The sequence below is a fragment of the Agrobacterium sp. 22-209-1 genome (assembly GCF_053522485.1).
This window is the reverse complement of sequence record NZ_JBNWCH010000003.1, coordinates 237,545-261,578: the sequence shown is the minus strand read 5'-3', so window position 1 is coordinate 261,578 and position 24,034 is coordinate 237,545. Positions and strand designations below refer to the sequence as shown.

General features: G+C 59.1%; 24 protein-coding genes. 12 read left to right on the top strand and 12 right to left on the bottom strand.

Annotated features, from left to right (window positions below; genetic code table 11):
- Nucleotides 1–34 precede the first annotated feature (34 nt).
- Nucleotides 35–1,366, bottom strand: coding sequence for an MFS transporter (locus ACQZ48_RS09140; RefSeq protein ID WP_269823683.1), 1,332 nt, complete (start codon nucleotides 1,364–1,366; stop codon nucleotides 35–37).
- A 78-nt stretch (nucleotides 1,367–1,444) separates the two neighbouring features.
- A complete protein-coding gene (locus ACQZ48_RS09135; protein WP_269826278.1) occupies nucleotides 1,445–2,221 on the bottom strand; it encodes an AAA family ATPase in 777 nt (258 codons plus the stop codon).
- A gap of 334 nt (nucleotides 2,222–2,555) precedes the next feature.
- On the opposite strand from ACQZ48_RS09135, the gene ACQZ48_RS09130 reads away from it, so the two are divergent.
- A complete protein-coding gene (locus ACQZ48_RS09130) occupies nucleotides 2,556–3,197 on the top strand; it encodes a hypothetical protein (protein ID WP_448728750.1) in 642 nt (213 codons plus the stop codon).
- 44 nt (nucleotides 3,198–3,241) lie between these two features.
- Here ACQZ48_RS09130 and ACQZ48_RS09125 read toward each other — a convergent pair whose 3' ends face one another.
- From ACQZ48_RS09125 to ACQZ48_RS09100, 6 genes are all read right to left on the bottom strand, one after another.
- Nucleotides 3,242–4,285: a zinc-dependent alcohol dehydrogenase family protein gene (locus tag ACQZ48_RS09125; RefSeq protein ID WP_077981639.1), complete on the bottom strand. Its 1,044-nt coding sequence runs from the start codon at nucleotides 4,283–4,285 to the stop codon at nucleotides 3,242–3,244.
- Nucleotides 4,286–4,357: 72 nt separating this feature from the next.
- Entirely contained in the window at nucleotides 4,358–5,416 is a 1,059-nt protein-coding gene (locus tag ACQZ48_RS09120) for an ABC transporter ATP-binding protein (protein ID WP_191217528.1), read from the bottom strand.
- A 12-nt stretch (nucleotides 5,417–5,428) separates the two neighbouring features.
- Complete coding sequence (locus ACQZ48_RS09115) at nucleotides 5,429–6,211, bottom strand: ABC transporter permease (protein WP_448728749.1); 783 nt, start codon at nucleotides 6,209–6,211, stop codon at nucleotides 5,429–5,431.
- On the bottom strand, nucleotides 6,208–7,092 hold the full coding sequence (locus tag ACQZ48_RS09110) for an ABC transporter permease (protein ID WP_077981642.1): 885 nt from the start codon (nucleotides 7,090–7,092) through the stop codon (nucleotides 6,208–6,210). The genes ACQZ48_RS09115 and ACQZ48_RS09110 overlap by 4 nt, the downstream gene beginning before the upstream one ends.
- A gap of 101 nt (nucleotides 7,093–7,193) precedes the next feature.
- Nucleotides 7,194–8,300: an ABC transporter substrate-binding protein gene (locus ACQZ48_RS09105; RefSeq protein WP_191217529.1), complete on the bottom strand. Its 1,107-nt coding sequence runs from the start codon at nucleotides 8,298–8,300 to the stop codon at nucleotides 7,194–7,196.
- Between the two features lie 290 nt (nucleotides 8,301–8,590).
- Nucleotides 8,591–9,469: a MurR/RpiR family transcriptional regulator gene (locus tag ACQZ48_RS09100; RefSeq protein WP_077981760.1), complete on the bottom strand. Its 879-nt coding sequence runs from the start codon at nucleotides 9,467–9,469 to the stop codon at nucleotides 8,591–8,593.
- Between the two features lie 175 nt (nucleotides 9,470–9,644).
- Between ACQZ48_RS09100 and ACQZ48_RS09095 the strand changes: the two genes are divergently transcribed.
- The 8 genes from ACQZ48_RS09095 to ACQZ48_RS09060 all read left to right on the top strand — a co-directional run bounded on the left by ACQZ48_RS09095 (nucleotide 9,645) and on the right by ACQZ48_RS09060 (nucleotide 19,279).
- The gene (locus ACQZ48_RS09095) at nucleotides 9,645–10,418 is read left to right on the top strand and encodes an N-formylglutamate amidohydrolase (protein WP_191217530.1); all 774 of its coding nucleotides are present in this window, start codon (nucleotides 9,645–9,647) and stop codon (nucleotides 10,416–10,418) included.
- 224 nt (nucleotides 10,419–10,642) lie between these two features.
- Complete coding sequence (locus ACQZ48_RS09090; protein ID WP_077981645.1) at nucleotides 10,643–12,157, top strand: amino acid permease; 1,515 nt, start codon at nucleotides 10,643–10,645, stop codon at nucleotides 12,155–12,157.
- 63 nt (nucleotides 12,158–12,220) lie between these two features.
- Nucleotides 12,221–13,588 (top strand): glutamine synthetase family protein, encoded by a 1,368-nt coding sequence (locus ACQZ48_RS09085; protein ID WP_191217532.1) that lies wholly within the window; start codon nucleotides 12,221–12,223, stop codon nucleotides 13,586–13,588.
- A gap of 18 nt (nucleotides 13,589–13,606) precedes the next feature.
- Nucleotides 13,607–14,995 (top strand): aldehyde dehydrogenase family protein, encoded by a 1,389-nt coding sequence (locus ACQZ48_RS09080; RefSeq protein WP_191217533.1) that lies wholly within the window; start codon nucleotides 13,607–13,609, stop codon nucleotides 14,993–14,995.
- On the top strand, nucleotides 14,992–16,137 hold the full coding sequence (locus ACQZ48_RS09075; protein WP_137410714.1) for an iron-containing alcohol dehydrogenase: 1,146 nt from the start codon (nucleotides 14,992–14,994) through the stop codon (nucleotides 16,135–16,137). Before ACQZ48_RS09080 ends, ACQZ48_RS09075 begins: the two co-directional genes overlap by 4 nt.
- A 381-nt stretch (nucleotides 16,138–16,518) precedes the next feature.
- A complete protein-coding gene (locus ACQZ48_RS09070) occupies nucleotides 16,519–17,235 on the top strand; it encodes a ParA family protein (RefSeq protein WP_077981649.1) in 717 nt (238 codons plus the stop codon).
- Nucleotides 17,236–17,379: 144 nt separating this feature from the next.
- Nucleotides 17,380–18,027 (top strand): TetR/AcrR family transcriptional regulator, encoded by a 648-nt coding sequence (locus ACQZ48_RS09065; protein WP_191217534.1) that lies wholly within the window; start codon nucleotides 17,380–17,382, stop codon nucleotides 18,025–18,027.
- Between the two features lie 46 nt (nucleotides 18,028–18,073).
- On the top strand, nucleotides 18,074–19,279 hold the full coding sequence (locus ACQZ48_RS09060) for an MFS transporter (protein ID WP_191217535.1): 1,206 nt from the start codon (nucleotides 18,074–18,076) through the stop codon (nucleotides 19,277–19,279).
- Nucleotides 19,280–19,343: 64 nt separating this feature from the next.
- Here the strand turns inward: ACQZ48_RS09060 and ACQZ48_RS09055 are convergent, their stop codons facing one another.
- Nucleotides 19,344–20,732, bottom strand: coding sequence for a L,D-transpeptidase family protein (locus ACQZ48_RS09055; protein WP_173989766.1), 1,389 nt, complete (start codon nucleotides 20,730–20,732; stop codon nucleotides 19,344–19,346).
- Between the two features lie 155 nt (nucleotides 20,733–20,887).
- Here ACQZ48_RS09055 and ACQZ48_RS09050 point away from each other — a divergent pair, with 155 nt between their 5' ends.
- From ACQZ48_RS09050 to ACQZ48_RS09040, 3 genes are all read left to right on the top strand, one after another.
- On the top strand, nucleotides 20,888–21,721 hold the full coding sequence (locus ACQZ48_RS09050; protein ID WP_191217536.1) for an aldose 1-epimerase family protein: 834 nt from the start codon (nucleotides 20,888–20,890) through the stop codon (nucleotides 21,719–21,721).
- A 96-nt stretch (nucleotides 21,722–21,817) separates the two neighbouring features.
- Nucleotides 21,818–22,156, top strand: a complete 339-nt coding sequence (locus ACQZ48_RS09045; RefSeq protein WP_046798035.1) for a protein tyrosine phosphatase family protein — start codon at nucleotides 21,818–21,820, stop codon at nucleotides 22,154–22,156.
- Nucleotides 22,157–22,203: 47 nt separating this feature from the next.
- Complete coding sequence (locus ACQZ48_RS09040) at nucleotides 22,204–22,545, top strand: RidA family protein (protein WP_003494829.1); 342 nt, start codon at nucleotides 22,204–22,206, stop codon at nucleotides 22,543–22,545.
- 112 nt (nucleotides 22,546–22,657) lie between these two features.
- Here the strand turns inward: ACQZ48_RS09040 and ACQZ48_RS09035 are convergent, their stop codons facing one another.
- From ACQZ48_RS09035 to ACQZ48_RS09025, 3 genes are all read right to left on the bottom strand, one after another.
- Complete coding sequence (locus ACQZ48_RS09035) at nucleotides 22,658–23,074, bottom strand: MarR family winged helix-turn-helix transcriptional regulator (protein WP_077981651.1); 417 nt, start codon at nucleotides 23,072–23,074, stop codon at nucleotides 22,658–22,660.
- A 75-nt stretch (nucleotides 23,075–23,149) separates the two neighbouring features.
- On the bottom strand, nucleotides 23,150–23,524 hold the full coding sequence (locus tag ACQZ48_RS09030; protein ID WP_321186467.1) for a multidrug efflux SMR transporter: 375 nt from the start codon (nucleotides 23,522–23,524) through the stop codon (nucleotides 23,150–23,152).
- 53 nt (nucleotides 23,525–23,577) lie between these two features.
- Nucleotides 23,578–23,898 carry a DMT family transporter gene (locus ACQZ48_RS09025; RefSeq protein ID WP_077981763.1) on the bottom strand — a complete coding sequence of 107 codons (321 nt, stop codon included), beginning with the start codon at nucleotides 23,896–23,898 and terminating at the stop codon, nucleotides 23,578–23,580.
- Between the last annotated feature and the right edge of the window lie 136 nt (nucleotides 23,899–24,034).

Below are 24,034 nucleotides of genomic sequence, written 5' to 3'. Positions count from 1 at the left end.
TCTGGCCCGCGCTTTTTTGTGTTTTCAGTTGAGATTAAGACCGCAATGCCGCCAGTTCCTCAATGCCGACATGACTTTCGACTTCGCTGCCGCGCAGATAGAGGTAGAGGCCGATCGCGAATGCGAGGACGGCGATGAAGACCAGATACCAGGCATGGGCCATCGGGTTGATCGCAAGCGCGGTCGTCACGCCAATCGGCGTCAGCCCGCCGAAGACGGCATAGGAGACGTTATAGGCGAAGGAGAGGCCGGAGAAGCGGACCGAGGCCGGGAAGGCGCGGACCATGACATAGGGCACCGCACCCGCCATGCCGACCGACAGGCCCATGACGCCATACAGCACAAACATGGTTTGAAGCGATGTGCCAGCATAGCTGTAGAAGGTGAAGGTGGCGATGCCGAAGAAAATACTGGCGCCCATGAAGAAGAGGCCGGAGCCGATGCGGTCGATCAGCGCGCCGGCGATGATGACGCCGAAGATCAGGAACAGCGTGCCGAAGCTGGTGCCGGCCAGCGCCTGCGTCGGGGTGTAACCGTAAAGCTTCTGCAGGAAGGTGGCGGTCATCAGCGTCGTGACGACGATGGCCGCTGACAGAACCCAGGTGAGCAGGGCGGAGATTATCACGCCGCGCATATGGTGCTTCAGTACCAGCCCGAGCGGCAGCTTGTCCGTCAGCGATTTCGACTTTTTCATTTCCATGAAGATCGGCGTTTCTTCCAGCCAGCGACGCAGATAAACTGCGATCAGGCCGAAAATGCCGCCGAGCAGAAAGGGTATGCGCCAGGCGTAACCGGCCACGTCTTCCGGTGTGAAGAGCGAGTTGATGGCAAAGGCGATCAGCGATCCCAGCATGATGCCGAAGGAGAGGCCGGATGTCAGAAAACCGCAGGCGAGCCCGACGCGGCGGAAGGGCACGTGTTCGGCAACGAAGGTCCATGCGCCCGGCACTTCGCCACCGATGGCAGCACCCTGCAGCATGCGCAGGATGATGAGCAGGATGGGAGCCGCCACGCCGATGGTTGCATAGGTCGGCATCAGCGCCATGCCCAGCGTCGAGAGCGCCATCAGCAGGATGGAGAAGGCAAAGACGCGCTTGCGGCCGTAACGGTCGCCATAATGCGCCAGCACGATGCCGCCCAGCGGACGGACCAGATAACCGGCGGCAAAGATGCCGAAAGTCTGGATCATCACCAGCCAGTCCGGCATTTCCGGCGGGAAGAACAGGTGGCCGATGACGGTGGCGAAAAATACGAAAATGATGAAGTCGTAAAATTCCAGCGCGCCGCCGAGGGCCGAAAGGCCAAGAGTTTTGTAATCCTGACCGTTGAGGGGCCGGGCTGCCGCCGGTGTGGTGGTGGGAGACATGAGGCTGCTTCTTTTCTAAATTACGTATTACTTATGGGCATGCGGCAAGCGGGGCGCGATTTCAAGCCTAATCGACGCTCAATCGCTCAGGTATTTCGAGGGTCGATCAAGAAAGCGGCGCAGGAAACTGATGTTTTCCAGCTCGTCATAAAGGCGCTCGGTGATGCCGTCTGCGTCGAAAGAGTAAATCGTGGCCTCTGGAATGGCCAATAGCACGGGTGAATGGGTGGCGATGATTAATTGTCCGCCGCTATCGGCCGCGTTGCGGATGATCGCCGCCAGTTCTAGCTGCTTTTGCGGCGAAAGCGGGCTTTCCGGTTCGTCGAGAAAATAGAGGCCGGCGCCATGCAGCCGCTGTTGCATGATATCGAGAAATCCTTCGCCATGCGAACGCCGGTCGATGACATTGTTCCTGACGATCCTGCGAAACGTATCCGGGGTTTCTTCAGGAAAGTCTTCGCCCTTCTTGAGAGCCTTTTCCCGCTCCCAGCGAAAATCGTCCAGTGCGTCCTCGTTCTGCCGGCGGATATAACCAAGCACGTCTTCCGCGCGCATGAACATGCGGATTTTCGGATATTTCTTGCGGGCGAAATAGAAGGACTTCGCCACGGTCTCGGCATGCTGAAGGTAGAGGTCGCCGGCAACCTGGCCGTGATTGCCGATGGCATAGGCCGTCATTCCCGCTGCCAGCCCTTCCAGCAGCGTCGATTTTCCAGAGCCGTTGTTGCCGGCAAAAAAGGTGATCGGCGTCTTGAATTCGATGCGTTCCAGATGGCGCAGCGCTGGAACGGAGAAGGGATAGTCGTCTCTTCCGTCCGGGGTCTCTTTCATGGTTACGCTATCGAGAAACAGCATGTCGCGTTCCTTGTATCTAATCCGTCATGTTCGCCGACGTTGCGCTGTGTCGCATCATCGCGGCGTTATGCTCAAAGCAATTGCGTGTGATTGCGGCTTAACGTGGGGCGCTGTTCGCGCCAATGGTTTGCGGCGTCGGCGGAGATACGTCATGCCGCATCGTTAGAAGTTCAGTTTATTATAAATTAGTGCAATTTATTATTGGTGAAATAATCGATCAATATTAGATATAAACAATATATATCTTAAATTTAAGATGTTATAGTAAGTATAAACTTCAAATTAATTCAGTAATGCCAATTGTTGTCATTCTCGTTGTTATTGGAGAGAATGAATGAAGCATATTGTGCTTTTTTCGGTCGGGTTTCTATTTTCCGCGATATTCGTAAGCGAAGCTGAGGCGCGGAAGTCCCGGTTTTTTGCCGTCCCCGGATTCGGAGGCGGCGAGACAATCGATCTCGTTTATGATCTGCCGGATAACGAGCCTTTTCTTCGCGATGGGGAAGTATTCGACATCGGTTATCTCAACAGCGGGGATAGGAGCGGTTATGTGCTGTATCGTGGCGAGCGGTACAGCAGGCTTAGCGATGCGGATATAGCCAGGCTGAAGGCGACGCTTGGTTTTGATCCGACGACAAAAGACCGCATGGAGCGGGCGGCGAGGGGCGGCGAAACGCCTTGGAACCTCGTGATTATCATAGCGGTCGCAATTGTTGGTATCTTTGTGCTTGTCCACAAGAGCATGCAGCTCGTGCGATGGATTTCGCGACTGGCGACGATCTCCGCAGTTGCTGGAAGTACGCGGGAGGAGGAGGAGACCCCCGACCCGCTGGAGGTCCGCAAGAAACAGCTGGTAAACCGTCAATGGAGCGATAGCCAGACGGATCACGCAGCGCGTATCCCGGCAGCATCGTCGGGCCATGCGTCTGCCCGAGGAACGGCTGCGGTCCGGACATTCGGACGCAGGAGCGCCTGAGCGGTGCAAAACCCCTAAACCTCAGGCGGTCTCAGGAGCCTGCGCTATTCGAACCGGTCGATGATGCTGATGCCGCTTTCCCTGAAACTGTCCATGGCGGGCAGGGCGGTTGCGGCCTCGGAAAGCGTGATGTGGCGGCCGATCAGCTTTTCCGGCGCGAGCCTGCCGTTTTCGATCATCGCCAGCATGTCCTCATAACGCCACGCCTGCATGCCGTGGCTGCCATAGATCTCCAGCTCATGCGCAATCACCCGGGCCATGGGGATCGCGGGCATGGCGTGATCGGCCAGCATCAGCCCCACCTGCACGTGACGGCCGCGCCGACGCAGGTTGCTGATGGAGTTGCAGCAGGTCTGCGGGTGGCCAAGCGCATCGACAGAGACATGTGCACCGCCGCCCGTCACCTCGCGAACCGCCTCGGCAACATCGGCAACCGCGCGGCTGTTGATGGTGGCGGTCGCGCCCAGCTGCCGGGCAAGTTCGAGTTTGTCTTCGGCAATATCGATGGCGACAACCTGTGCGCCGAGGCCAGCACCGATCATGATGGCGGAAAGGCCGACGCCGCCGCAGCCGTGCACCGCCAGCCACTCACCACCCTTCAGGCGTCCCTGATCGGTCACGGCGCGGAACGAGGTGGCGAAACGACAGCCAAGGCCCGCGGCAGTGGCGTAACTCATCGATTCCGGGAGGTGGACGAGGTTCTGATCGGCAAAGTCGATGGCGACATATTCGGCGAAGGAACCCCAATGGGTGAAGCCCGGCTGGAACTGCGCTTCGCAGACCTGCTGGTTGCCGGAGCGGCACTCATGGCAATGGCCGCAGCCGGAGACGAAGGGCACGGTGACGCGGTCGCCGGTCTTGAAGCGGGTGACGTGTCTGCCGACGGCGGCGATCACACCTGCGAATTCGTGGCCGGGAACATGCGGCAGGCGGATATCCGGGTCATGCCCCATCCAGCCGTGCCAGTCGCTGCGGCAGAGGCCGGTCGCCTTCACGGCGATGACAACGCCGTTTTCTGTCGGCTCGGGATCGGGAAGCGAGGCAATAACAGGGGTTTCGCCAAAACGTTCATAGAACAGCGCACGCATAGCAGCCTCACATCTTCATTTCCGATCGATATGAGGCCTGCTTAACGTTTTCCCCTGGCGGAGGAAAGCGATTTAATCTTTGATCACCATCAGATCATTGGCCGCAAATTTCAGCGTTACTTGCTCGCCAATCGCCGGGGGCGCCGTTCCGGGATCGTTGAACATGTCGAAAGACAGGGTTGAGCCCCCGAGATCGAGACGGGTACGGATGACGGAGCCGAGGAACTGGCTGGAGGTGACGTTGCCTGATATCGCGACATCACCCTTGGCGTTCGCGCCGAGCGCTCCGGCTTCGGGGCGCAATGCCAGCGTGATCTTTTCGCCATTGGTCGCTTCCACCGGCTGGGGCAGGGTGATCTGCTGATCACCGACGCGGATGACGTTGGCAGAGGCATCCACGACGGTGGCGTCGATGAGGTTCAACGTGCCGACGAAAGAGGCGACGAAGCGGGTCGCGGGCTTGTTGTAGATATCGAAGGGGGAGCCGATCTGGTCGGCGCGGCCGCCATTCATGACGACGATACGGTCGGAAATCGACAGGGCCTCTTCCTGATCGTGGGTGACGAAAATGGTGGTGATGCCGAGTTTCTGCTGGATCTGGCGGATTTCCTCGCGCAGCGACACGCGAATCTTGGCGTCGAGCGCGGAGAGCGGTTCGTCCAGCAGAAGCACTTCCGGCTTCGGGGCGAGCGCGCGTGCGAGCGCCACGCGCTGCTGCTGGCCGCCCGACATCTGATAGGGATAACGGTCCGCCAGATGCTCCAGATGGATGAGCTGGAGCATTTCCTTCACGCGCGCATCGATCTCGGCTTTCGGTTTGCCAGCGACTTTGAGCCCGAAGGCGACGTTTTCGAAGACATTCATGTTCGGGAACAGCGCATAGGCCTGGAACACCATGCCGATATTGCGCTGGTTGGGGCGCAACGCCGTCTGGTCCTTGCCGTTGATGACGATCGATCCGCCACTCGGCGTTTCGAAACCGGCGATCATGCGCAAAACGGTTGTCTTGCCGCAGCCCGATGGCCCGAGGAAGGAGACGAACTCGCCCTTTTCGATGGCCATGTTGAAATCATGCACGACCTGTACGGAGCCGAAGGATTTCTTGATGTTGCTAAGTGTCAAAAAGCTCATGAAATAGTGTCCTCAGGCCTTGGGAGGCGCGCCCTTCTGATAGCGTGAAACGAGTTGGATCAGGCCCAGGCAACCCCAGGTGATGCCGAAGGAAATCACGGCAAGTGCGGCCGGTTCATAGGCGCGGTTGGCGCCGAGCAGCTGCATGTAGGGGCCGAAGGCCGGGCGGTTCAAAAGGGCCGCCATGGTGAATTCACCGATGACGATGGCGAAGGTCAGGAAGGCGCCCGACAGCACGGCGACCAGTACATTGGGCAGAATGATGCGCGACAGGATGATGGTCCATCCCGCGCCGAGGCTCTGCGCCGCTTCGGTCAGTGTCGCCACATCGATGGTCCTGAGACCGGTATCGACGGCGCGGTACATATAGGGCAGGGCAAGCGTCGCATAACCGAACATCAAAAGCAGGTTGGTGCCGAAACTTGTTCCCGTCAGCGGCAGCCAGCTGGAGGTGTTGTAAAGCCGGATGTAACCAAAGACGATGACGATGGCCGGGATGACCAGCGGCAGAAGCGTGATGAATTCGATATAGGGCCGCAGGCCTGGCAGTTTCAGACGCACCCAATAGGCGGTTGGCACCACCAGCAGAACCCCGAAGACGATGGTGAACAGCGCCATTACCACCGAATAGCTGAAAGTCTCCTGAAAGCGCGGATCGCCCAGCACTTTTGCATAGGCGTCGAAGGAATATTCGGCGCGCCGCATTTTTAGCGAGAAGTTGGTCATGCCGATCAGCGGCAGGGCGAAATAGAGCAGGCCGAAGACCAGCGCGCCCCAAGCGAAGAAACGCTTCATTTCAGCCACCTTTCACTGCGGGCGCGCAGCCAGATATAAAGTGCATTGGCGATGCCGGTCACGACGATCATGCCAAAGGCGAGCGCGTAACCAAGATGCGGATTGCCAAGAACGTCGCCGCGGATCTGTGCGAAAAGCAGGATCGGCACGATATTGAGCGAGGAGCCGGTCAGCGCAATAGCGGTTGCGACGGCGCCGAAGGCGTTGGCGAAAAGCAGCGACATGGTCCCAAGCAGTGACGGCAAAAGGATGGGGAAAGCCACCATGCGCCAATATTGCAGGCCTGTTGCGCCGAGGATTTCCGCAGCCTCGCGCCATTCGCGTTTCAGTCCGTCCAACGCAGGTGTGATGATGAGGATCATCAGCGGTATCTGGAAAAACAGATAGGTGACGGTGAGGCCCCAGAAGGACAGGATGTTGAAACCGAGGAGCCTCAGATCGATGCCGATCTGCGTCTTGAGGAAAACGGTAAGGAGACCGACCGGCCCGAGCGTGGCGATGAAGGCGAAGGCGAGAGGCACGCCGGCGAATTGCGAGGCAACGCCGGAAAAGGTCAGAAGCGGTCCGCGAATGCCTTGCGGCAGGCCGCCCAGCACCACGGCGGCGGCGACGGCAAAACCGATCAGGCAACCCAGTGCCGCCGAAGCGAGGCTGATCTTGATCGAAATCCAGTAGGCCGCCAGAATGGAGGAGGTGAAAAGCCCACCGATATTGTCCAGCGTGAAGCTGCCATCTGCATGCTGGAATGCGCCAATGACGATCTTCATCGTCGGCAGGATCAAAAACAGCAGAACAAAAACGGCAAAAGGAAGAACGCCAATCCAGTGCAGCGGCAGCTTTCTGCCCGCGTCGGATGGTCCGCCGGTGTTGGTTGATGGCATGCTTGTCCCCAAACGCCGTTTTCAAACGGTCTGTATATAAAGGTCTACATCATAAAAGAAGCACCCCGGCTTTTGGTCGGCCGGGGTGCATTTTCAACAGTTTACTTCACGTTCGCGCCGACAACGCTGTCCCAGCCGCCGGTCACGGCAGCCTTGTTGGCGTCGACTTCCTCGAGTGTCGGGAAGATGGCCTTTTCATAGGCTGCTGCCGGCGGCAGGCTGTCGATCAGTTCCTGCGGAACCTTGCCGGCCTTGACCATGGCGTTGAAGCGGATCGGGTGGCAATAACCCTTCAGCCAGCCGAGCTGACCGTCGTCGGAATAGAGATGCTCCATCCACAGCTTTGCAGCGTTCGGATGCGGCGCGTAAGCGGAAATGCCCTGAACGTAGACGCCGGCCAGAACACCCTTCTCAGGAACGACAACTTCCGTTGGCGGGTTGTCATTCAGCGTCTTCTTCCAGGAAAGGGCGTTATAATCCCAAGCGACGATGATCGGGGTCGCGCCCTGCGCCAGCGTGCCAGCCTTGCCGATGACCGGAAGGAAGTTGCCTGCCTTGTTGAGGTCGGCGAAATACTTCAGGCCGGCTTCACCGGCTTCCTTGCCAGACGTTGCGCCGGTGGAAAGACCGGCGGCCAGAACGCCTAGGATGGCCTGGTTGGAAGCGCGCGGATCGCCCGCGAGCGCTACCTGCCCGGAATATTCCGGCTTCTGCAGGTCGGCCCAGTCCTTCGGAGCGTTATTGACGAGGTCCTTGTTCACGAAGAAGGACATCACGCCGTAATAGTCGCCGTACCAGTAGCCTTCAGGATCCTTGACGTTGTCAGGGATTTCGTCCCAGGTGGAAACCTTGTAGGGCTGCAGCAGGCCTTCGGCCTTCATCTGCGGGCCGAAGGCGAGGCCGACATCGATGACGTCAGGCGCCTGCGGGCCCTTATTGTCCTTGTTGGCCTTCACCGCTTCCACTTCATCGGCGGAGCCGGCGTCGGGGTTCAGTTCGTTGACGGTGATTTCCGGATATTTCGCCTTGAAGGCGGCAATCACGTCGCCGTAACCGCACCAGTCGTGCGGCAGCGCGATCGTTGTCAGCATGCCTTCCTTCTTGGCGGCGGCGATCAATTCGGCGCTCGGCTCAGCGGCGGCGATGGCGGTGGACGCGATGACCAGCGCAGTGGTCGTAGCAAGCAGTCGGCGGCAGTGAGAGATCACTTTTTTCTCCTCTTCGTGTTCTCATATTGCGGACGCTGATACGGATTCTCGATGAAGCTAATGTGACGGCTGGATTGCAATCTATTTATCCGGATTCCGTCACTTTACGCCCCTTTTCCGCCATCGTCAGGCTTTTTTGCCTGCAATTGCGGGAGTATCCTTTCATTATCCGTGGTGGCCAAATGTGTTCCCCAGCGTGGTTTTTATCCTGTTTTATCGTGCTGGCAGCGATGACAGGTATCCAATCAGCGTGCGGCATCCGCGTCAAGCAAGTTGCCGGCTATGTAGTTTCATGTTTTGTCCGGCCTGCGGAACAACCGGGTCTGTTCGAACAGGCCTTCCAGTGCATTCATGCGTTCCCTGGTTTCATCCCAGGCGCCGTTCTGGACCGCTTCGATCAGCGCTTCGACCACGAACAGCGTGACAACCGAGGAATCCCATGCTGAGGGCGCTTCGATCCTGACGCGGAAAATGTGCAACGCGTGGCGCGCCACCGGCGATGTCCATTGATCGGTGAAGAGAATGATCTGCACACCGTTCGCCTTGGCCACTTCGGCCAGCGTCGTCATGTCGTGCTCGTAGCGGCGGATGTCGAAAATAACCAGCACGTCGCCGGCGCTCATGTTCAACATATATTGCGGCCAGGCGCTGGAATTGGACGACATCAGCGTCGTTTTCGGCCGGATCACCTGCATGTGGGTGAAGAAATATTCGGCGATCGCACCGGTAATGCGCCCGCCGACGAAATAGATGCTGCGCTTGCGGTCGGAAAGCAGCGCTGCGGCATTGTCGAAGACGGCGGTGTCGAGATCGCTCAGCGTGTCGCGCAGATTGCCGGTGATGGCATCGGCGAAACGGTTGAGAATGTGCAGGCCCGGCGCATTGGTTGCCCAGCGGTCATGTTTGGCGACGGGGCCGGAGATCGTCGCCTCCAGCTCCTGATGCAGATGCGCCTGAAATTCGGGATAGCCCTTATATCCGAGCTTCTGCACCATGCGCGCCACCGTCGGTGTGGAAACACCGGCATTTTCCGCAATGGTGGTGATGCTGCCGAGGCCGGAAACGGGGTAGTTGCCGAGCAGGCTCTCTGCCAGCCGTTTTTCCGAACGGGTCAGTGCGTCGTAATGGGCATGGATGACATCCGACACGGTCGCCGTCGTGCTGCGCAAATTTTTCCCCTTCCGGTCTTCTGCCGGTACATGGCTAAAATAAACATCCGCGCCCGCTATCGAGTCAATGGGAAAATGAAGAGAAAATTTCAAAATTCCATTTGACACTCGCGATAATGTGAAGAATTCTTTTCGACATTGACGGAGCGACGGGGTTTCCGGGCGGGGTTCGTGCATGACGGTGCGGTCACGGTTTTTCACAGAAGCGGAAGGGCAGGCCGTCGGCATCGAGAATGCGGCGGCGAAGGGCGACGTCCTCCTCGTCTGCGAACATGCGTCCGCTGCCATGCCACAAAAATACGGAACATTGGGCCTTTCGCCGGAGGTGCTTTCGAGCCATGTGGCCTGGGATCCGGGCGCTCTGGCAGTTGCCCGGCTGCTTTCGGAAAAGTTTGACGCCACGCTTGTCTACCAGCGGTTTTCGCGCCTCGTCTATGATTGCAACCGGCCGCCCGAATCGCCTTCCGCCATGCCGGTGAAAAGCGAGATTTACGATATTCCCGGCAATTTCGATCTCAGCGAAGCGGAGCGGTTCGCCCGCACCTCCGCGCTTTATGTGCCGTTTCATGACCGGGTGAGCGAGATCATCGCCGCGCGGCAGGCGGACGGCCGTAAAGTGGTGGTGGTGACCATCCACAGTTTCACGCCGGTTTATCACGGCCGGTTCCGAAAGGTTGAGATCGGCATCCTGCACGATGCCGACAGCCGTCTTGCGGATGCGATGCTGGCGGGCGCGGAAGGCTGCTCGCTCACGGTCAATCGCAACGATCCCTATGGCCCGGAAGACGGCGTGACGCATACGCTGCGACTGCATGCGCTGCCGGACGGGCTTTTGAACGTGATGATCGAGATCCGCAACGATCTCATCAGCAGTGAAGGAGAACAGGCGGAAATCGCCGGGTTTCTCCATGAGCTTATGGGGAAGGCGCTCTCATCAATCGATGAGTGAGGGAGCTATGGCCGGCCGATGGTGAAAACACCGGGGCCGGCCGATAGATAAGACTGCCGCCATTTTATAAAAACCGGCCATGCAGCCGAAAAAACAAAGCGGCAAGGGAACAGCAAGTGCGTGCGGCCAATCGCGGGAGACACCCGGGTGAAGCCGGAAACTGGGGCACAATCGGCCAATAATGGCTGACTGGCTTGTTTTTTTCTTATTCAGGAGAGAAGGGCATGGACAGTTCATCGTCAGGCGTCAGCTACAAGAAGGCTGATGCATCCTATTTCGAAAAACGCGGACTATCCCGTTATGCGGGCGTATGGTCGCTCTGGGCGCTTGGCGTCGGCGCGGTCATTTCCGGGCATTTTTCCGGATGGAATTTCGGCTTTTCCACCGGCGGCTGGGGCGGCATGCTGGTGGCAGGCATCATCATCGCCATCATGTATCTCGGGCTGACATTTTCGATTGCCGAAATGAGCCCGGCCCTGCCGCATACGGGTGCGGCCTATTCCTTCGCCCGCACGGCCATGGGGCCATGGGGAGGCTTCATCACCGGGCTTTGCGAAAATGTCGAATATGTGCTGACGCCGGCGGTCGTCGTCACCTTCATCACGGCCTATGTGAACTCCATTCTCGGCCTCGATCCGGCCTATTCACCTTTCGTGTGGATCGTTTTTTATGCGATTTTCCTCGGGCTCAACGTCTTCGGACTTGAGCTTTCCTTCAAGGTGACATTGGTCATCACGCTGATTTCGCTTGCCGTTCTGGTGTTCTTCTGGATCAGCGCCATTCCCAACATCGATTTTTCGCGTTTTGCGCTCAACATCGGTGTCGGACCTGACGGCAAGGCGGTGGAACTGCCGGAGGGCGGCGGCTCCTTCTTCCCCTTCGGTTTTTCGGGCGTTCTCGCCACGCTGCCTTTCGCGGTCTGGCTGTTTCTCGCCATCGAGCAGTTGCCGCTGGCGGCTGAGGAATCCGTCGATCCGAAACGCGACATGCCGAAGGGAATCATCCTTGGTATGGTTACGCTGATGGTTTCGGCCTTTATGATCGTGCTGCTCAACCCGTCGCTGCCGGGCGTCGGCGCCTTCCATCTCAGTTCGTCGCTTGAGCCGCTTTTGGACGGTTTCAAGGCGATCTATGGCGATGGCGGCGTGGTGGTGCTCGGTCTCGTGGCTCTGACGGGCCTTATCGCCAGCTTCCATACGATCCTTTATGCGCAGGGCCGCCAGATTTATTCGTTGTCGCGTGCGGGTTATTTCCCGACCGTGCTGTCCATCACCCACTCGAAATACCGCACGCCATACGTGGCCAATATCACCGGCGCCATAGTCGGGCTCGCGGTCATGCTGGTCATCTGGTTCTCGCTGGGTGCGGAGCAGGGCGGCAGCATCATCGGCAGCGTGCTTCTGAACATGGCCGTTTTCGGTGCGATGTTCTCCTATATCATGCAGGCGATTTCCTTCATTCTTCTGCGCAAGAACCTGCCGCATATCGAGCGGCCGTTCCGGTCGCCCTTCGGTATTCCGGGTGCGGTGCTGACGATCATCATCGCCATCGTCACGCTGCTTTACCAGATCCAGGATCCGAACTTCACGAAGGGCGTGCTCTGGGTTGCCGTCTGGTTTGCTGTGGCGATTGCCTATTTCGGCCTCGTCGGTCGTCATCGCCTCATCCTGTCGCCGGAGGAGGAATTCGCGCTGGAGCACAAGCAGGCTGCCATGGCAGCGGCGGCTGCGAAGGTCTGATGCTCAAACAAACGGGCGGCCTTATCCGGCCGCCCGGTCACGACAATAAAGGGAACGGACAAAATGACGAGCTACACATTCGACGCGCTTAAAATGGATGTCGCTGAGGGCCGCATCGACACGGTTCTGGCCTGCCTTGTGGACATGCAGGGGCGTCTGATGGGCAAGCGGTTTCAAGCCGAGTTCTTCGTCGAAAGCGCCTTTGAGGAAACCCATAGCTGCAACTATGTGCTTGCCACCGATATGGAGATGGAAACCGTTCCCGGCTACAAATCCTCCAGTTGGGAAAAGGGTTACGGCGATTATGTGCTGAAACCCGATCTCTCGACGTTGCGGCGTGTGCCATGGCTGGAAGGCACGGCGCTGGTGCTGTGCGACGTGCTCGATCATCACACCCATGAAGAAGTGCCGCATTCGCCGCGCGCGCTGTTGAAAAAGCAGGTGGCGCGGCTTGAGGCGATGGGGCTGAAGGCCTTTATGGCGACGGAACTGGAATTCTTCCTGTTCGACCAGACTTTCGACGCGGCGCGCGCCAGCGGTTATAAAGACCTGAACCTCGCCAGCGGTTATAATGAGGATTACCATATCTTCCAGACGACCAAGGAAGAAGACGTCATGCGGGCGTTGCGCAAGGGCCTGCAGGGTGCGGGAATTCCGGTCGAGAATTCCAAGGGCGAGGCCTCTGCCGGCCAGGCGGAAATCAATGTGCGTTATGCCGAGGCGCTGACTATGGCCGACCGGCACGCCATCATCAAGAACGCCACCAAGGAGATCGCCTGGTCGAAGGGCAAGGCGGTGACGTTCCTTGCCAAGTGGAACTACAATGCTGCCGGCAGTTCTTCGCATATTCACCAGTCGCTGTGGAGCCTGGACGGCAAGACGCCGGCGTTCCTCGACAAGGACGCCAAGCATGGCATGTCGGAACTGATGCGGCATTATGTTGCCGGCCTTCTCGCCCATGCCAGCGAGATCACCTATTTCCTGGCGCCCTACATCAATTCCTACAAACGTTTCATGGCCGGCACCTTTGCACCCACCAAGGCGATCTGGAGCCTCGACAACCGTACCGCCGGATATCGTCTCTGCGGCGAGGGAACGAAGGGCATCCGCATCGAATGCCGCGTCGGCGGTTCCGATCTCAATCCCTATCTCGCCATGGCGGCTTTGCTTGCGGCGGGCATTGACGGCATCGAAAATAAACTCGAACTTGAGCCCGCTTTTGTCGGTGATGCCTATGGCGGCAAGGACGTGCGCGAGATACCCAAGACCCTGCGTGACGCCACCGCTTTTCTGGACGGATCGACAATGCTGCGCAGTGCCTTTGGCGACGATGTGATCGATCATTACGTCCGCGCCGGGGCGTGGGAACAGGAAGAATACGACCGCCGCGTGACCGACTGGGAAGTGGCGCGCGGTTTCGAACGAGCCTAATAATTACGGGAAAACATCATGACCATGATCCAGAATATCTCGCCCATCGACGGCTCGGTTTATGCCGAGCGGGAGGCGATGTCGCTGGAGGCGGCGCGGGCCGCCGTTTCTAAGGCGCGCAAGGCGCAGAAAGACTGGGCTCGACGCCCGCTTGAGGACCGCGTTCAGCTGGTTCTGAAGGGTGTCGCGCGACTCAACGAAATGGTTGATGACGTCGTGCCGGAACTGGCGCATATGATGGGCCGTCCGGTTTGTTATGGCGGTGAGTTCAAGGGGTTCAACGAACGCTCCAACTATGTCGCGTCCATTGCCGCCGATGCACTGGCTCCACTCGTCATCGAGGAAAGCGGCAATTTCGAACGACGCATCGAGCGCGAGGCGCATGGCGTGGTCTTCGTCATCGCGCCGTGGAACTATCCCTACATGACGGCGATCAACACCGTCGCGCCTGCCCTGATGGCTGGCAATACGGTTGTCATCAAGCACGCGGCGCAGACGTTGCTGGTGGGCGAGCGCATGGTGCGGGCCTTTGTGGAGGCCGGTGTGCCTGACGATGTCTTCATCAATGTTTTCCTCGACCACGGTACGACCTCGGCGCTGATTTCCGAGGGCCTGTTCAACTTCGTCAATTTCACCGGTTCGGTGGAAGGCGGCCGTGCCATCGAACGCGCCGCTGCCGGCACCTTCACCGGTCTCGGGCTTGAACTCGGCGGCAAGGATCCCGGCTACGTGATGGAGGATGCCGATCTGGACGCCGCCGTCGATACGTTGATGGATGGTGCGACCTATAATTCCGGTCAATGCTGCTGCGGTATCGAGCGTATCTACGTCAACGAAAACCTCTATGACGCCTTTGTCGAGAAGTCCGTGGCGTGGGTGTCCAACTACAAGCTCGGCAATCCGCTGGAGCAAGAAACCACGCTGGGGCCGATGGCCAACAAGCGTTTTGCCAAGGTCGTGCGTGCGCAAATCGCTGACGCCGTTGCCAAGGGCGCCAAAGCGCTGGTCGATCCCAAGCTTTTCCCCGCCGATGACGGCGAGAGCGCTTATGTCGCGCCGCAAATCCTCGTCAATGTCGATCATTCCATGGAGTTCATGACCGAAGAAACCTTCGGCCCGGCCCTTGGCATCATGAAGGTCAAGAATGACGACGAAGCCATCGCGCTGATGAATGACAGCAAATACGGGTTGACCGCCTCGCTCTGGACGCAGGATGCCGCCCGGGCGGGACGCATCGGCCGCGAGATCGAAACCGGCACCGTGTTCATGAACCGCGCGGATTATCTCGATCCCGCCCTTTGCTGGACCGGCGTCAAGGAAACCGGCCGTGGCGGTTCACTTTCCGTCCTCGGTTTCCAGAACCTGACCCGTCCGAAATCCTACCATCTGAAGAAAGTCACGAAATGAATATCGTCGCCAACTGGAGCTACCCCACCGCCGTGAAGCTTGGCCGTGGCCGGATCAAGGAACTGGCGGAAGCCTGCAAGACGCTCGGCATCAGGAAGCCGCTGCTCGTGACAGATCGCGGCCTTGCCAATATGGCGATCACCGCGCATGCGCTCGACGTGCTGGAAGAGGCGGGTCTCGGCCGCGCGATCTTTGCCGAGGTCGATCCAAACCCGAACGAAATCAACATGGAAGCCGGCGTGAAGGCCTATCGGGATGGCGGTCACGACGGTGTCGTGGCTTTCGGTGGCGGCTCGGGCCTCGATCTCGGCAAGACCATCGCCTTCATGGCCGGGCAGACGCGCCCGGTCTGGGATTTTGAGGATATCGGTGACTGGTGGACCCGGGCGGACGCTTCCAAGATTGCGCCTATCGTTGCCGTTCCGACGACGGCGGGCACGGGTTCGGAAGTCGGCCGCGCCAGCGTCATCACCAATTCGCAGACCCATGTGAAGAAGATTATCTTCCATCCGAAGCTGTTGCCGGGCGTCGTCATCTGCGATCCGGAACTGACAGTCGGCATGCCGAAGGTCATCACGGCAGGCACCGGCATGGATGCCTTCGCCCATTGCCTCGAAGCTTATTCGTCGCCGTTCTTCCATCCGATGAGCGCCGGCGTGGCACTGGAGGGCCTGCGGCTCGTCAAGGAATTCCTGCCGCGCGCCTACAAGGACGGCACCGATATCGAAGCCCGCACCAATATGATGGCGGCGGCGGCGATGGGGGCGGTTGCCTTCCAGAAGGGTCTCGGCGCTATCCACTCGCTCTCGCACCCGATCGGCGCTGTCTACAACACTCATCACGGCATGACCAATGCCGTCGTCATGCCGGCGGTGCTGCGGTTCAACCGTCCGGCCATCGAAGACAAGATTGCCCGCGCGGCCGCCTATCTCGGCATTTCCGGCGGCTTCGACGGTTTTTATGATTATGTGCTGGAGCTTCGCAGGGAACTCGGCGTGCCCGAAAACCTGACCGCCATGGGCATCAAGCCGGATCGCATCGACGAACTGGCGGCGGAAGCGATCAAGGATCCGAGCTGCGGTGGCAATCCGGTGCCGATGACGCTCGAGAATACGAAGAAGTTGTTCGAGGACTGCTTCTGAATAAAGACTTGGCATTCGCCGGGCTTTTAAGGGTCGAGCGGGTGCCGCGTGTTTCTTCTCCCCGCCGGGGAGAAGGTCGCGGCAGCGGGACGAGGGGGCGAGGGTAGAGATATACCGAGAGCCGGCCCCCTCATCCGACCCTTCGGGCCACCTTCTCCCCGGCGGGGAGAAGAAATGAGCGGCAATGTCGTGTCCTGCCTTAGGACAGCCAAGATACTGCCTGTATTTCATGAAGCCCGCGATAGCAATCGCGGGCTTTTTGTTGCGCCGGATAACCGTTCTTAGCCTTTTATTAACCCTGTTCGTTAAGATTATGGAAAGCACCATGAAGACGTCGGTGCGTGAATGAGCATGAAACGGCTCTGACCAACAGGGGGTATCATGTCAGTCATCACTTTTGCCAATACCAAGGGCGGTGCCGGGAAAACCACGGCCGTGCTGCTTCTGGCAACCGAACTGGCCCGCAGCGGCCATCGCGTGACGGTTCTGGATGCCGATCCGCAATTGTGGATTTCCCGGTGGTACGATCTTTCCGGTTCGGTAGAAAATCTGGCGGTGATTTCGCATGTGACGATGGCTTCGCTTGAGGCGCACATTCGCGAGAACCGGGCCAATACCGACTGTTTCATCATCGATTTGCCAGGCGCGAAAACGCCGCTTCTGACCATGGCGCTTGGTATTTCCGATCATGTGCTGATCCCGGTTCAGGGCTCGGCCATGGATGCCCGGGGTGCTGCGGAAGTGCTCGATCACATCGAATTCCTGAACCGCAGGATGGGCAAGGAGATCGCCCATTCCATCGTGCTGACGCGGGTCAATGCCATGGTGGCGACGCGTTCGCTCTTGCTCGTCAAGATGCTGCTGGCGGAAAAAAACGTCTCCGTGCTCAACACGGCGATCGTCGAGCGGGCGGCCTATCGTGATATTTTCGATTATGGCGGCACGCTTCTCCGTCTGGATGGCAAGAAGGTCAGCAACATCGACAAGGCGGTCGAAAATGCGGCGGCCTTTGCCGAGGAAGTCATCAGCCTCCTGCCGAAAAGACTTCCAAGGCGCGTTGCGCACCTGGCGCGTTTGGTGACCCGCAGGGCTGCCTGACTCGGTTTTGCGATTCCCCGCTCGTTGCAGGGAGAACGCGACCTTGGCTGAAATTGGCTTCCCGCAAAATGTGGAGGAGAGGCGCCGTTAAGAGGCGCTTCCTATGGCCTCCTCACGGCGCGAAATTTTTCGCTTGATTTGGAAATGATCGTTCCCTATATTCCGCTCATGAGCAATTTCAGCCAGTCCAATTCCCCGGAACAGCGCCATCGCGGCCGGCCGCGCGAGTTCGATCTCGATCGTGCGCTTGACGGCGCGATCCGTGTCTTTTCCCGGCGCGGCTATCACGCGACCTCGGTTGGCGATCTCACCGATGCGATGGAACTGGCGCAGGGCAGTCTCTACAAGGCATTCAAGGACAAGAAGGCTGTCTTCATCGCCACGATGGAGCGCTACAGGATCGTGCAGACCGAGCGTTTCGAAGCGGCAGTGGCCGGCTTCGAGACCGGTTATGAGCGTTTGAGGGCGGGGCTGATGTTTTATGCCGAACGATCCCATGGCGGTTTAGGTTCGGACGGGTGTCTGGTGGTTGGTGCCGCCGCCGATCTGGCCGCCCTGGATGACGACATTGCCGTCGTGGTCGAGCGGGCCGTGAAGGCGAGGGAACGGATCGTCGCTCGCATCATCACCGAAGGGCAGAAGGATGGTTCAGTGCAGTCGAAGGCCGACCCGGATGATCTCGCCCGGGCGATGCTATGCATGATGTACGGCATGCGCGTGGTGGGAAAAACCGGGCGCAGCCTCAAGGACATGGTGGCCGTGGTGGATATAGCCATGAAGCTTGCCGATTGATTTTGTGACTATTTAGGAAACGTTTGTTTCCATATTGGAGAAAATGATGACGACGCGTGTAATCGATGGGGATGATGTTGAGGCAACATCCATTTCCCCGGCTCTGACGTTTTTGCTGGCGACAGCCTGCGGGTTGATCGCTGCCAATCTTTATTATGGACAGCCGCTAGCAGGCATCATCGGGGCGGAGCTTGGTCTTTCCGCGGGTGCTACCGGCCTGATCGTGACGTTGACGCAGATCGGTTATGGTATCGGCCTGCTGTTCGTCGTGCCGCTCGGTGATCTCATCGAAAATCGCAAGCTGGTGGTCAGTTCCGTCTCGATGGCCGTGCTGTCGCTCGCTGCCGCGGCGTTTGCCCCGCATGCGGCGCCGTTTCTGATTGCTGCCTTTCTGGTTGGCGTCAGTTCCGTGGCGGTGCAGGTCATCGTTCCCTATGCCGCCCATATGGCGCCGCACGCCATTCGCGGGCGAGTCGTCGGCAACGTCATGAGCGGGCTGATGGCCGGCATCATGCTGGCGCGGCCGGTTTCCAGCCTGCTGTCGGAAGTGGTGTCCTGGCGTGGCGTCTTTCTGACCTCGGCGGCCGTCATGGCGCTTCTTGCTGTGGTGCTTTTCCGGCTTCTGCCCGCCCGTATGCCCGATGCGCGCCTGAGCTACGGCGCATTGATGGCTTCGATGGGCAGGCTGGCGCTTCACACGCCGATCCTGCGGCGGCGGGCGATCTATCACGCCTTTCTGTTTGCCGCCTTCAGCCTGTTCTGGACCACGACGCCGCTTTATCTGAGCGGGCCGCATTTTAATCTCAGCCAGGGAGAGATTGCGCTCTTCGCATTGGCGGGCGCAGCCGGCACCGTGGCCGCGCCGATCGCCGGGCGGATGGCCGATCGTGGCTGGACGCGTGCGGCCACCTTCTTTGCCTTGGCGGCGGTGGCGCTCTCCTTCGCCGTCACGCATCTTGCGCCGGAAGGTTCACATCTGGCGCTCGCCATTCTGGTCGTCGCAGCCATCGTTCTGGATTTCGGCGTCACCACCAATCTGGTGCTCGGCCAGCGGGCGATCTTCACGCTGGGGGCGGAATTCCGCAGCCGCCTGAACGGCATCTATATGGCGACGTTCTTCATGGGTGGTGCCATCGGCTCCGCCGTGGGTGGCTGGGCCTATGCCGTCGGTGAATGGCAAGCAGCCTCGTGGATCGGCTTCGCCTTGCCGGTAGCGGCGCTCCTGTATTTCCTGACGGAAAAGCGCGACTGAAACACCAATAACGAAATAAGCCCGGCGGATCACACCGCCGGGCTTTCTGTTTTCTTGCGCTCGATTATTCGGCGAATTCGACCACGACGCCGGGGCGGACCATTTTCGCCAGCTCGGTTGCATCCCAGTTGGTCAGGCGGATACAGCCGTGGCTGTTAGTCTTGCCGATCTTGGACGGTTCCGGGGTGCCGTGAATACCGTAGGTCGGCTTAGACAGGGCAATCCAGACCGTACCGACCGGGCCGTTCGGACCCGGCGGGATCTGCAGGATCTTGTCGTTCTGGCCCTGTTTGAAGTTGATCTTCGGATTATAGGTGTAGCCCGGATTGAGCGCGACGCGCTCGACCGTGTGAGTGCCGCTTGGTGAAGGCGTATCCGTGGAGCCGATGGTGGCGGGATAGGCGGCAATCAGATTACCGTCCTGACCATAGGCGAAGACCTGCTTGATGCCCTTATGGGCAACGATGCGGGCAACCTGCCCCTTTTTCGTCTCGCCCGGATTGACGACCTTGATAATGGTGCCGGGTACGGAGAAATCGATGCCGGGGTTCAGCTCCTTCAGGTAGTTCTCATCCATGTGGAAGCGTTCGGCGAGCGCTTCCGAAGTCGAGGTGAAGGAGAGGGCAGGCAGCTGCGATTTCTCGGCATAGTCGTCCGGGATGGAGGCGACATAGGGGCCGGCGGCGTCGGCGGCGGTGATGGTGTAGTCGACAATAGGCATACCGCCGGAAGCGCGCAGGCGCTCCAGAATATCGTCGGAATTGTTCGGATCGAGCTTTTCGCCGGTCATGTCCTGCCAGGCGGCAATCGCCTTGTTGACGTTGTCGCCCATCTTACCGTCGATAACGCCGGGCGAGATGCCTTCACGGTCGAGGAAGGTCTGGAGCGCGACGATTTCCTGGCGCGAGCGATTGACCGGCGTTGTCACCGGCGTGTGGCGCTCGATCAGGTGCTCCGGCTGCGGAACCGCGGCCGTGGTGCTTTCGCCCGGCATCGGCTGGCCGAGCGGGCCGCTTTCAACCGCACCGGGTGCGGGAACGGAGCCGGTGTAGAAATTCTCGTCGGAGCCGTCGCCGCGATATTCGCGGTAATCGCGCACGCTGCCATTGTCCTGGTAGCCGTAGTCGCGTTGCGGCTCACGATACCGTCCGCCGGGGGCGGGCGGATAATAGGTGGTGTCGCGCTGGCGCGCCTGTTGCCGCTGCGGGTAGCCGGAGGGCATTTCGGTGGCGAGGAGATTGCCATACTGGTCGTAAAACACCGTGCGTCCCATCGCGTCGCGGCTGATGACGATATCGCCGCGTTCGGGAACGAAATCGAGCACGCGACCGTCCGGCGTCACCAGAACCGGCTGCTCATAACCATAACGCTGCTGCGCGCCAGCCTGTAGCGGGGTGAAAACCGACGCCACGGCGACCGTCAAACCCAGAGCTGCGTTAAGAAACTGTTTCACGATTCTGCTATCCCTTGCTTGTTCACCGATAAACACACCGCAATCTTGACCCTATTGTGAAAAAGGTGAATTCGCGGTTAATGCAATCTTAATTTCCTTCACGGTTAGTAGCGTTTCCGTGAACCATGCGTTTTTGCTGCCACAGGGAGGTTGTCTTGCGTTCATTTCAGGCCGGCAAATCGCCACGCATTTTCCTCGATGAAACCTCCGTTTTCGATATCGGCTCCTGCGTCGTCGATGGCATCGACATCGCGCCCGGCCGCGCCATTCCCGACGATGGCGATGCGCGCATCGACCACTCTCTGGAAGGCTTTCTGTTCACCTGCGGCCCCGACCATATCCGCCATCCCGAGCCGTTAGATGGTGACGATGAGGGACGTCGATATCCGCTGCATGGGTCCTTTTCCTCGCATCCCGCGACGGTCATTGCGTTCGATGTTCAAGAGTCCAATGCATTGGCGCGCGTCGAGGTTCCCGTGAAGCTTGCCGATGGTGGCACGGCCCTTCTGGAACGGACATGGCGCATCGACGGGGAAAGCGGCGAAGTCAGCCTCGATGACCGGATCGTCAATACGTCCGAGCGGCCCATCCCGGTGTTCCTGATGTATCACATGAATATCGGCGCGCGGCTGTTCGACGATGCCGTGCGGCTTGAGGGCGCGATGCTGCATGGCGGCGGCCATGGCTGGCGTTTCGGCGAAGAGCCGGGCAGCGTTTTCTGCGTTTCTGCCGGCAATGATGACTGGGCGGAACTGAAGCTCGGTCCGGTCGCGGCCATCGGCGGGAAGACGCTGACCGTGCGTTTCCGTACGGAAACGCTGCCCTATCTGCAGATGTGGCGCAATCAGCAGGCGCCGGCCAATGTGCTCGGCATCGAGCCGGTTTCGCATCGCTGGGTCGGGCGGAGCGAGCTTGAGGCTGCCGGCGAGTTCAATATTCTCCAGCCGGGCGAAAGCCGTTCCTTCGGCCTGCGCTTTTCCATCCTCTGAGTCGTACCGAATGAAGATCGCCCGTCATTGACGCCGCGGTTTTGACCGCTTACATCGGATGCGGATTTCAAGGGTGACGGCCAGCGGAGGCATGACATGGATATCAGGCGCATTGACGACGAATATTCGGTAACGGGACAGATCAGCGTCGCTGATCTTGACGAGGTCAAGGCGCTCGGCTTCAAGTCGATCGTCTGCCATCGCCCTGACGGCGAAGAAGACGGCCAGCCGCTTTTTGCTGATATTGCCGAGCGTGCCGAGCAGCTTGGCCTCACCATCATGCATGTGCCGGTCGGCCGCTATGGCGTCGACGCCGATGCCGTTGCCGGCATGGTGGATGCGCTGGACGAATTGCAGCGCCCGATGCTCGGCTATTGCCGCTCTGGCGCGCGCTCGACGGCGATTTACGAAAAGACCCATCACCTGCGCGGCTGATTTTCCGCGCATCTTCGATTTTTAATGCCAATCAACAGGAGTTTTCCATGACCATCAAGCGCATCGAACCGGGCAAGCGCATGAGCGGCGCCGTCGTTCACGGCAACACCGTTTATCTGGCCGGCCAGGTTGGCGAAGGCACGAGCGTTACGGAACAGAGCAAGTCCGCTCTCGCTGAAGTCGACCGCCTGCTGGCCGCTGCCGGTTCCGACAAGTCGAAGATCCTGCAGACCATCATCTACCTCTCCGACATGTCCACCTTCGGCGAAATGAACGCCGTCTGGGAAGGCTGGATCGACCCGGCAAACCCTCCGGCCCGCGCCACTAGCGGCGCACCATTGGCGACGCCGGACTACAAGGTTGAGTTCATCGTGACCGCTGCTCTCTGAGCAATGGTTTGATTTTTTAAGGAAAGGCCGGGTTGCGGAATGCGGCCCGGCCTTTTTCTCGAGGCGATGCTGTCGGAAGCAAAGTCATTTGATGCCGGAACCGGGTGGTCGTCTACGCTTGGGCTGAAGGAGTGAATTGCGCTGCAAGCGCCTTTTCGCAGCCATGCTGTTTTATTGCAGCATCCAGTGCTGTTTTATAAAAGGTGCGGGCGCTATCGATGCGCGTACGCCCACTATCGGTCAAAACGGTATACACACCGCGCTTGTCGTCCGGACAAAGATCCCGGACCGTGAGGCCTGTCCGTTCCAGACGTTCCACCAGCCTGGAAACCGAACTCTGGTTGAGGCAAAGATGCGAGGCAAGATCCTGCATCCGCAATTCACCGGTGGGTGAGCGGGAAAGCGCCTCCAGCGCACGATATTCCGATAAGCCAAGTCCGCAGGCGGTTTGCATCGTTTTTCCGAGGTCGACTTCGACGTTGCCGACGGCTTGGGCAAGTTTCAGCCACGCATCGTGTTTGGAGGACATATGGGCAAGCTCCTAGAGGAAGGAAATACTAACCCATATGTATGCTCATACAATAACATCTTCAAGCGGACGGCGCTATGACAGCCCGGTCTCTCCCTTGGGGAGTTTGACGCTGTCGGCGAGCTTCAGCCACACGACCCCGGCGATGATAATCGCCAGCCAGAACGACTGGGTGAGAGTCAACGGCTGATCCAGTAGGAGACTACCGCAGACGGCCGCCCCGACCGCGCCTATGCCTGCCCAAACCGCGTAGCCAAGCCCGACGTCGATGGTCTTGAGGGACACGCTGAGAAAATAAAGTGTCAGCAGGAAGAAGATTGCGGCGGCGATGGACCAACTCGGTATCGTGAAAGCCCTGCTCCCGCTCACGCTGAGCGCGTAACCGATTTCGAAGAGACCGGCGAGCAGCAGCATGAACCACGCGCACCCCGTATTCGCGTTCGTTGTCATATCCATATCCTTTCTGATCTGGTGTTCTGACGTCAGATGTTGTCGCTCTATTTTTATGCCGCGCCGCTGAGCCGAAGTCCGATGACCCCGCCGATTACCAGGGCGATCCCAGCGATTTTCCTCCAGTCCAATCTTTGTTCGAAAAAAATCGCGCCCAGAACGACAATGCCGACGCCTGCTGTAGAGGTCCAAATGGCGTAGCCAACACCAACGTCGAAAGTGAGAAGCGCAAAACTAAGGAAAACTGTCGCGATTGCGCCGCTGACCAAAGTCGCGGCAGTCCACCAGGGATGAGAGAAACCCTTGGCATTTCCTGCCGATATTGCTACCGCGATTTCAAAGATCACTGCGATTGCCAGATACATCCAATGCATTGTCATTCTCCGTTAGGATGATTGTTTGAAGGATTGTCCCTGTCTCCCGACCGATGAGTGGTCGATTGAGCATGCCAGGGTCACAAATGGTCGTCTCGACGTGCCGACTATTTATTTGCATGTGCATGCATATTAT

Coding starts and splice junctions, on each gene's coding strand:
- ACQZ48_RS09040 (WP_003494829.1), top strand. CDS start 22,204: ATGACCATCAAGCGCATCGAACCGGGCAAGCGCATGAGCGGCGCCGTC.
- ACQZ48_RS09125 (WP_077981639.1), bottom strand. CDS start 4,285: ATGCGTGCGCTGTTCTATGAACGTTTTGGCGAAACCCCTGTTATTGCC.
- ACQZ48_RS09085 (WP_191217532.1), top strand. CDS start 12,221: ATGACGAGCTACACATTCGACGCGCTTAAAATGGATGTCGCTGAGGGC.
- ACQZ48_RS09140 (WP_269823683.1), bottom strand. CDS start 1,366: ATGTCTCCCACCACCACACCGGCGGCAGCCCGGCCCCTCAACGGTCAG.
- ACQZ48_RS09025 (WP_077981763.1), bottom strand. CDS start 23,898: ATGCATTGGATGTATCTGGCAATCGCAGTGATCTTTGAAATCGCGGTA.
- ACQZ48_RS09130 (WP_448728750.1), top strand. CDS start 2,556: ATGAAGCATATTGTGCTTTTTTCGGTCGGGTTTCTATTTTCCGCGATA.
- ACQZ48_RS09080 (WP_191217533.1), top strand. CDS start 13,607: ATGACCATGATCCAGAATATCTCGCCCATCGACGGCTCGGTTTATGCC.
- ACQZ48_RS09045 (WP_046798035.1), top strand. CDS start 21,818: ATGGATATCAGGCGCATTGACGACGAATATTCGGTAACGGGACAGATC.
- ACQZ48_RS09095 (WP_191217530.1), top strand. CDS start 9,645: ATGACGGTGCGGTCACGGTTTTTCACAGAAGCGGAAGGGCAGGCCGTC.
- ACQZ48_RS09060 (WP_191217535.1), top strand. CDS start 18,074: ATGACGACGCGTGTAATCGATGGGGATGATGTTGAGGCAACATCCATT.
- ACQZ48_RS09035 (WP_077981651.1), bottom strand. CDS start 23,074: ATGTCCTCCAAACACGATGCGTGGCTGAAACTTGCCCAAGCCGTCGGC.
- ACQZ48_RS09120 (WP_191217528.1), bottom strand. CDS start 5,416: ATGAGCTTTTTGACACTTAGCAACATCAAGAAATCCTTCGGCTCCGTA.
- ACQZ48_RS09070 (WP_077981649.1), top strand. CDS start 16,519: ATGTCAGTCATCACTTTTGCCAATACCAAGGGCGGTGCCGGGAAAACC.
- ACQZ48_RS09030 (WP_321186467.1), bottom strand. CDS start 23,524: ATGACAACGAACGCGAATACGGGGTGCGCGTGGTTCATGCTGCTGCTC.
- ACQZ48_RS09065 (WP_191217534.1), top strand. CDS start 17,380: ATGATCGTTCCCTATATTCCGCTCATGAGCAATTTCAGCCAGTCCAAT.
- ACQZ48_RS09090 (WP_077981645.1), top strand. CDS start 10,643: ATGGACAGTTCATCGTCAGGCGTCAGCTACAAGAAGGCTGATGCATCC.
- ACQZ48_RS09110 (WP_077981642.1), bottom strand. CDS start 7,092: ATGCCATCAACCAACACCGGCGGACCATCCGACGCGGGCAGAAAGCTG.
- ACQZ48_RS09115 (WP_448728749.1), bottom strand. CDS start 6,211: ATGAAGCGTTTCTTCGCTTGGGGCGCGCTGGTCTTCGGCCTGCTCTAT.
- ACQZ48_RS09135 (WP_269826278.1), bottom strand. CDS start 2,221: ATGCTGTTTCTCGATAGCGTAACCATGAAAGAGACCCCGGACGGAAGA.
- ACQZ48_RS09075 (WP_137410714.1), top strand. CDS start 14,992: ATGAATATCGTCGCCAACTGGAGCTACCCCACCGCCGTGAAGCTTGGC.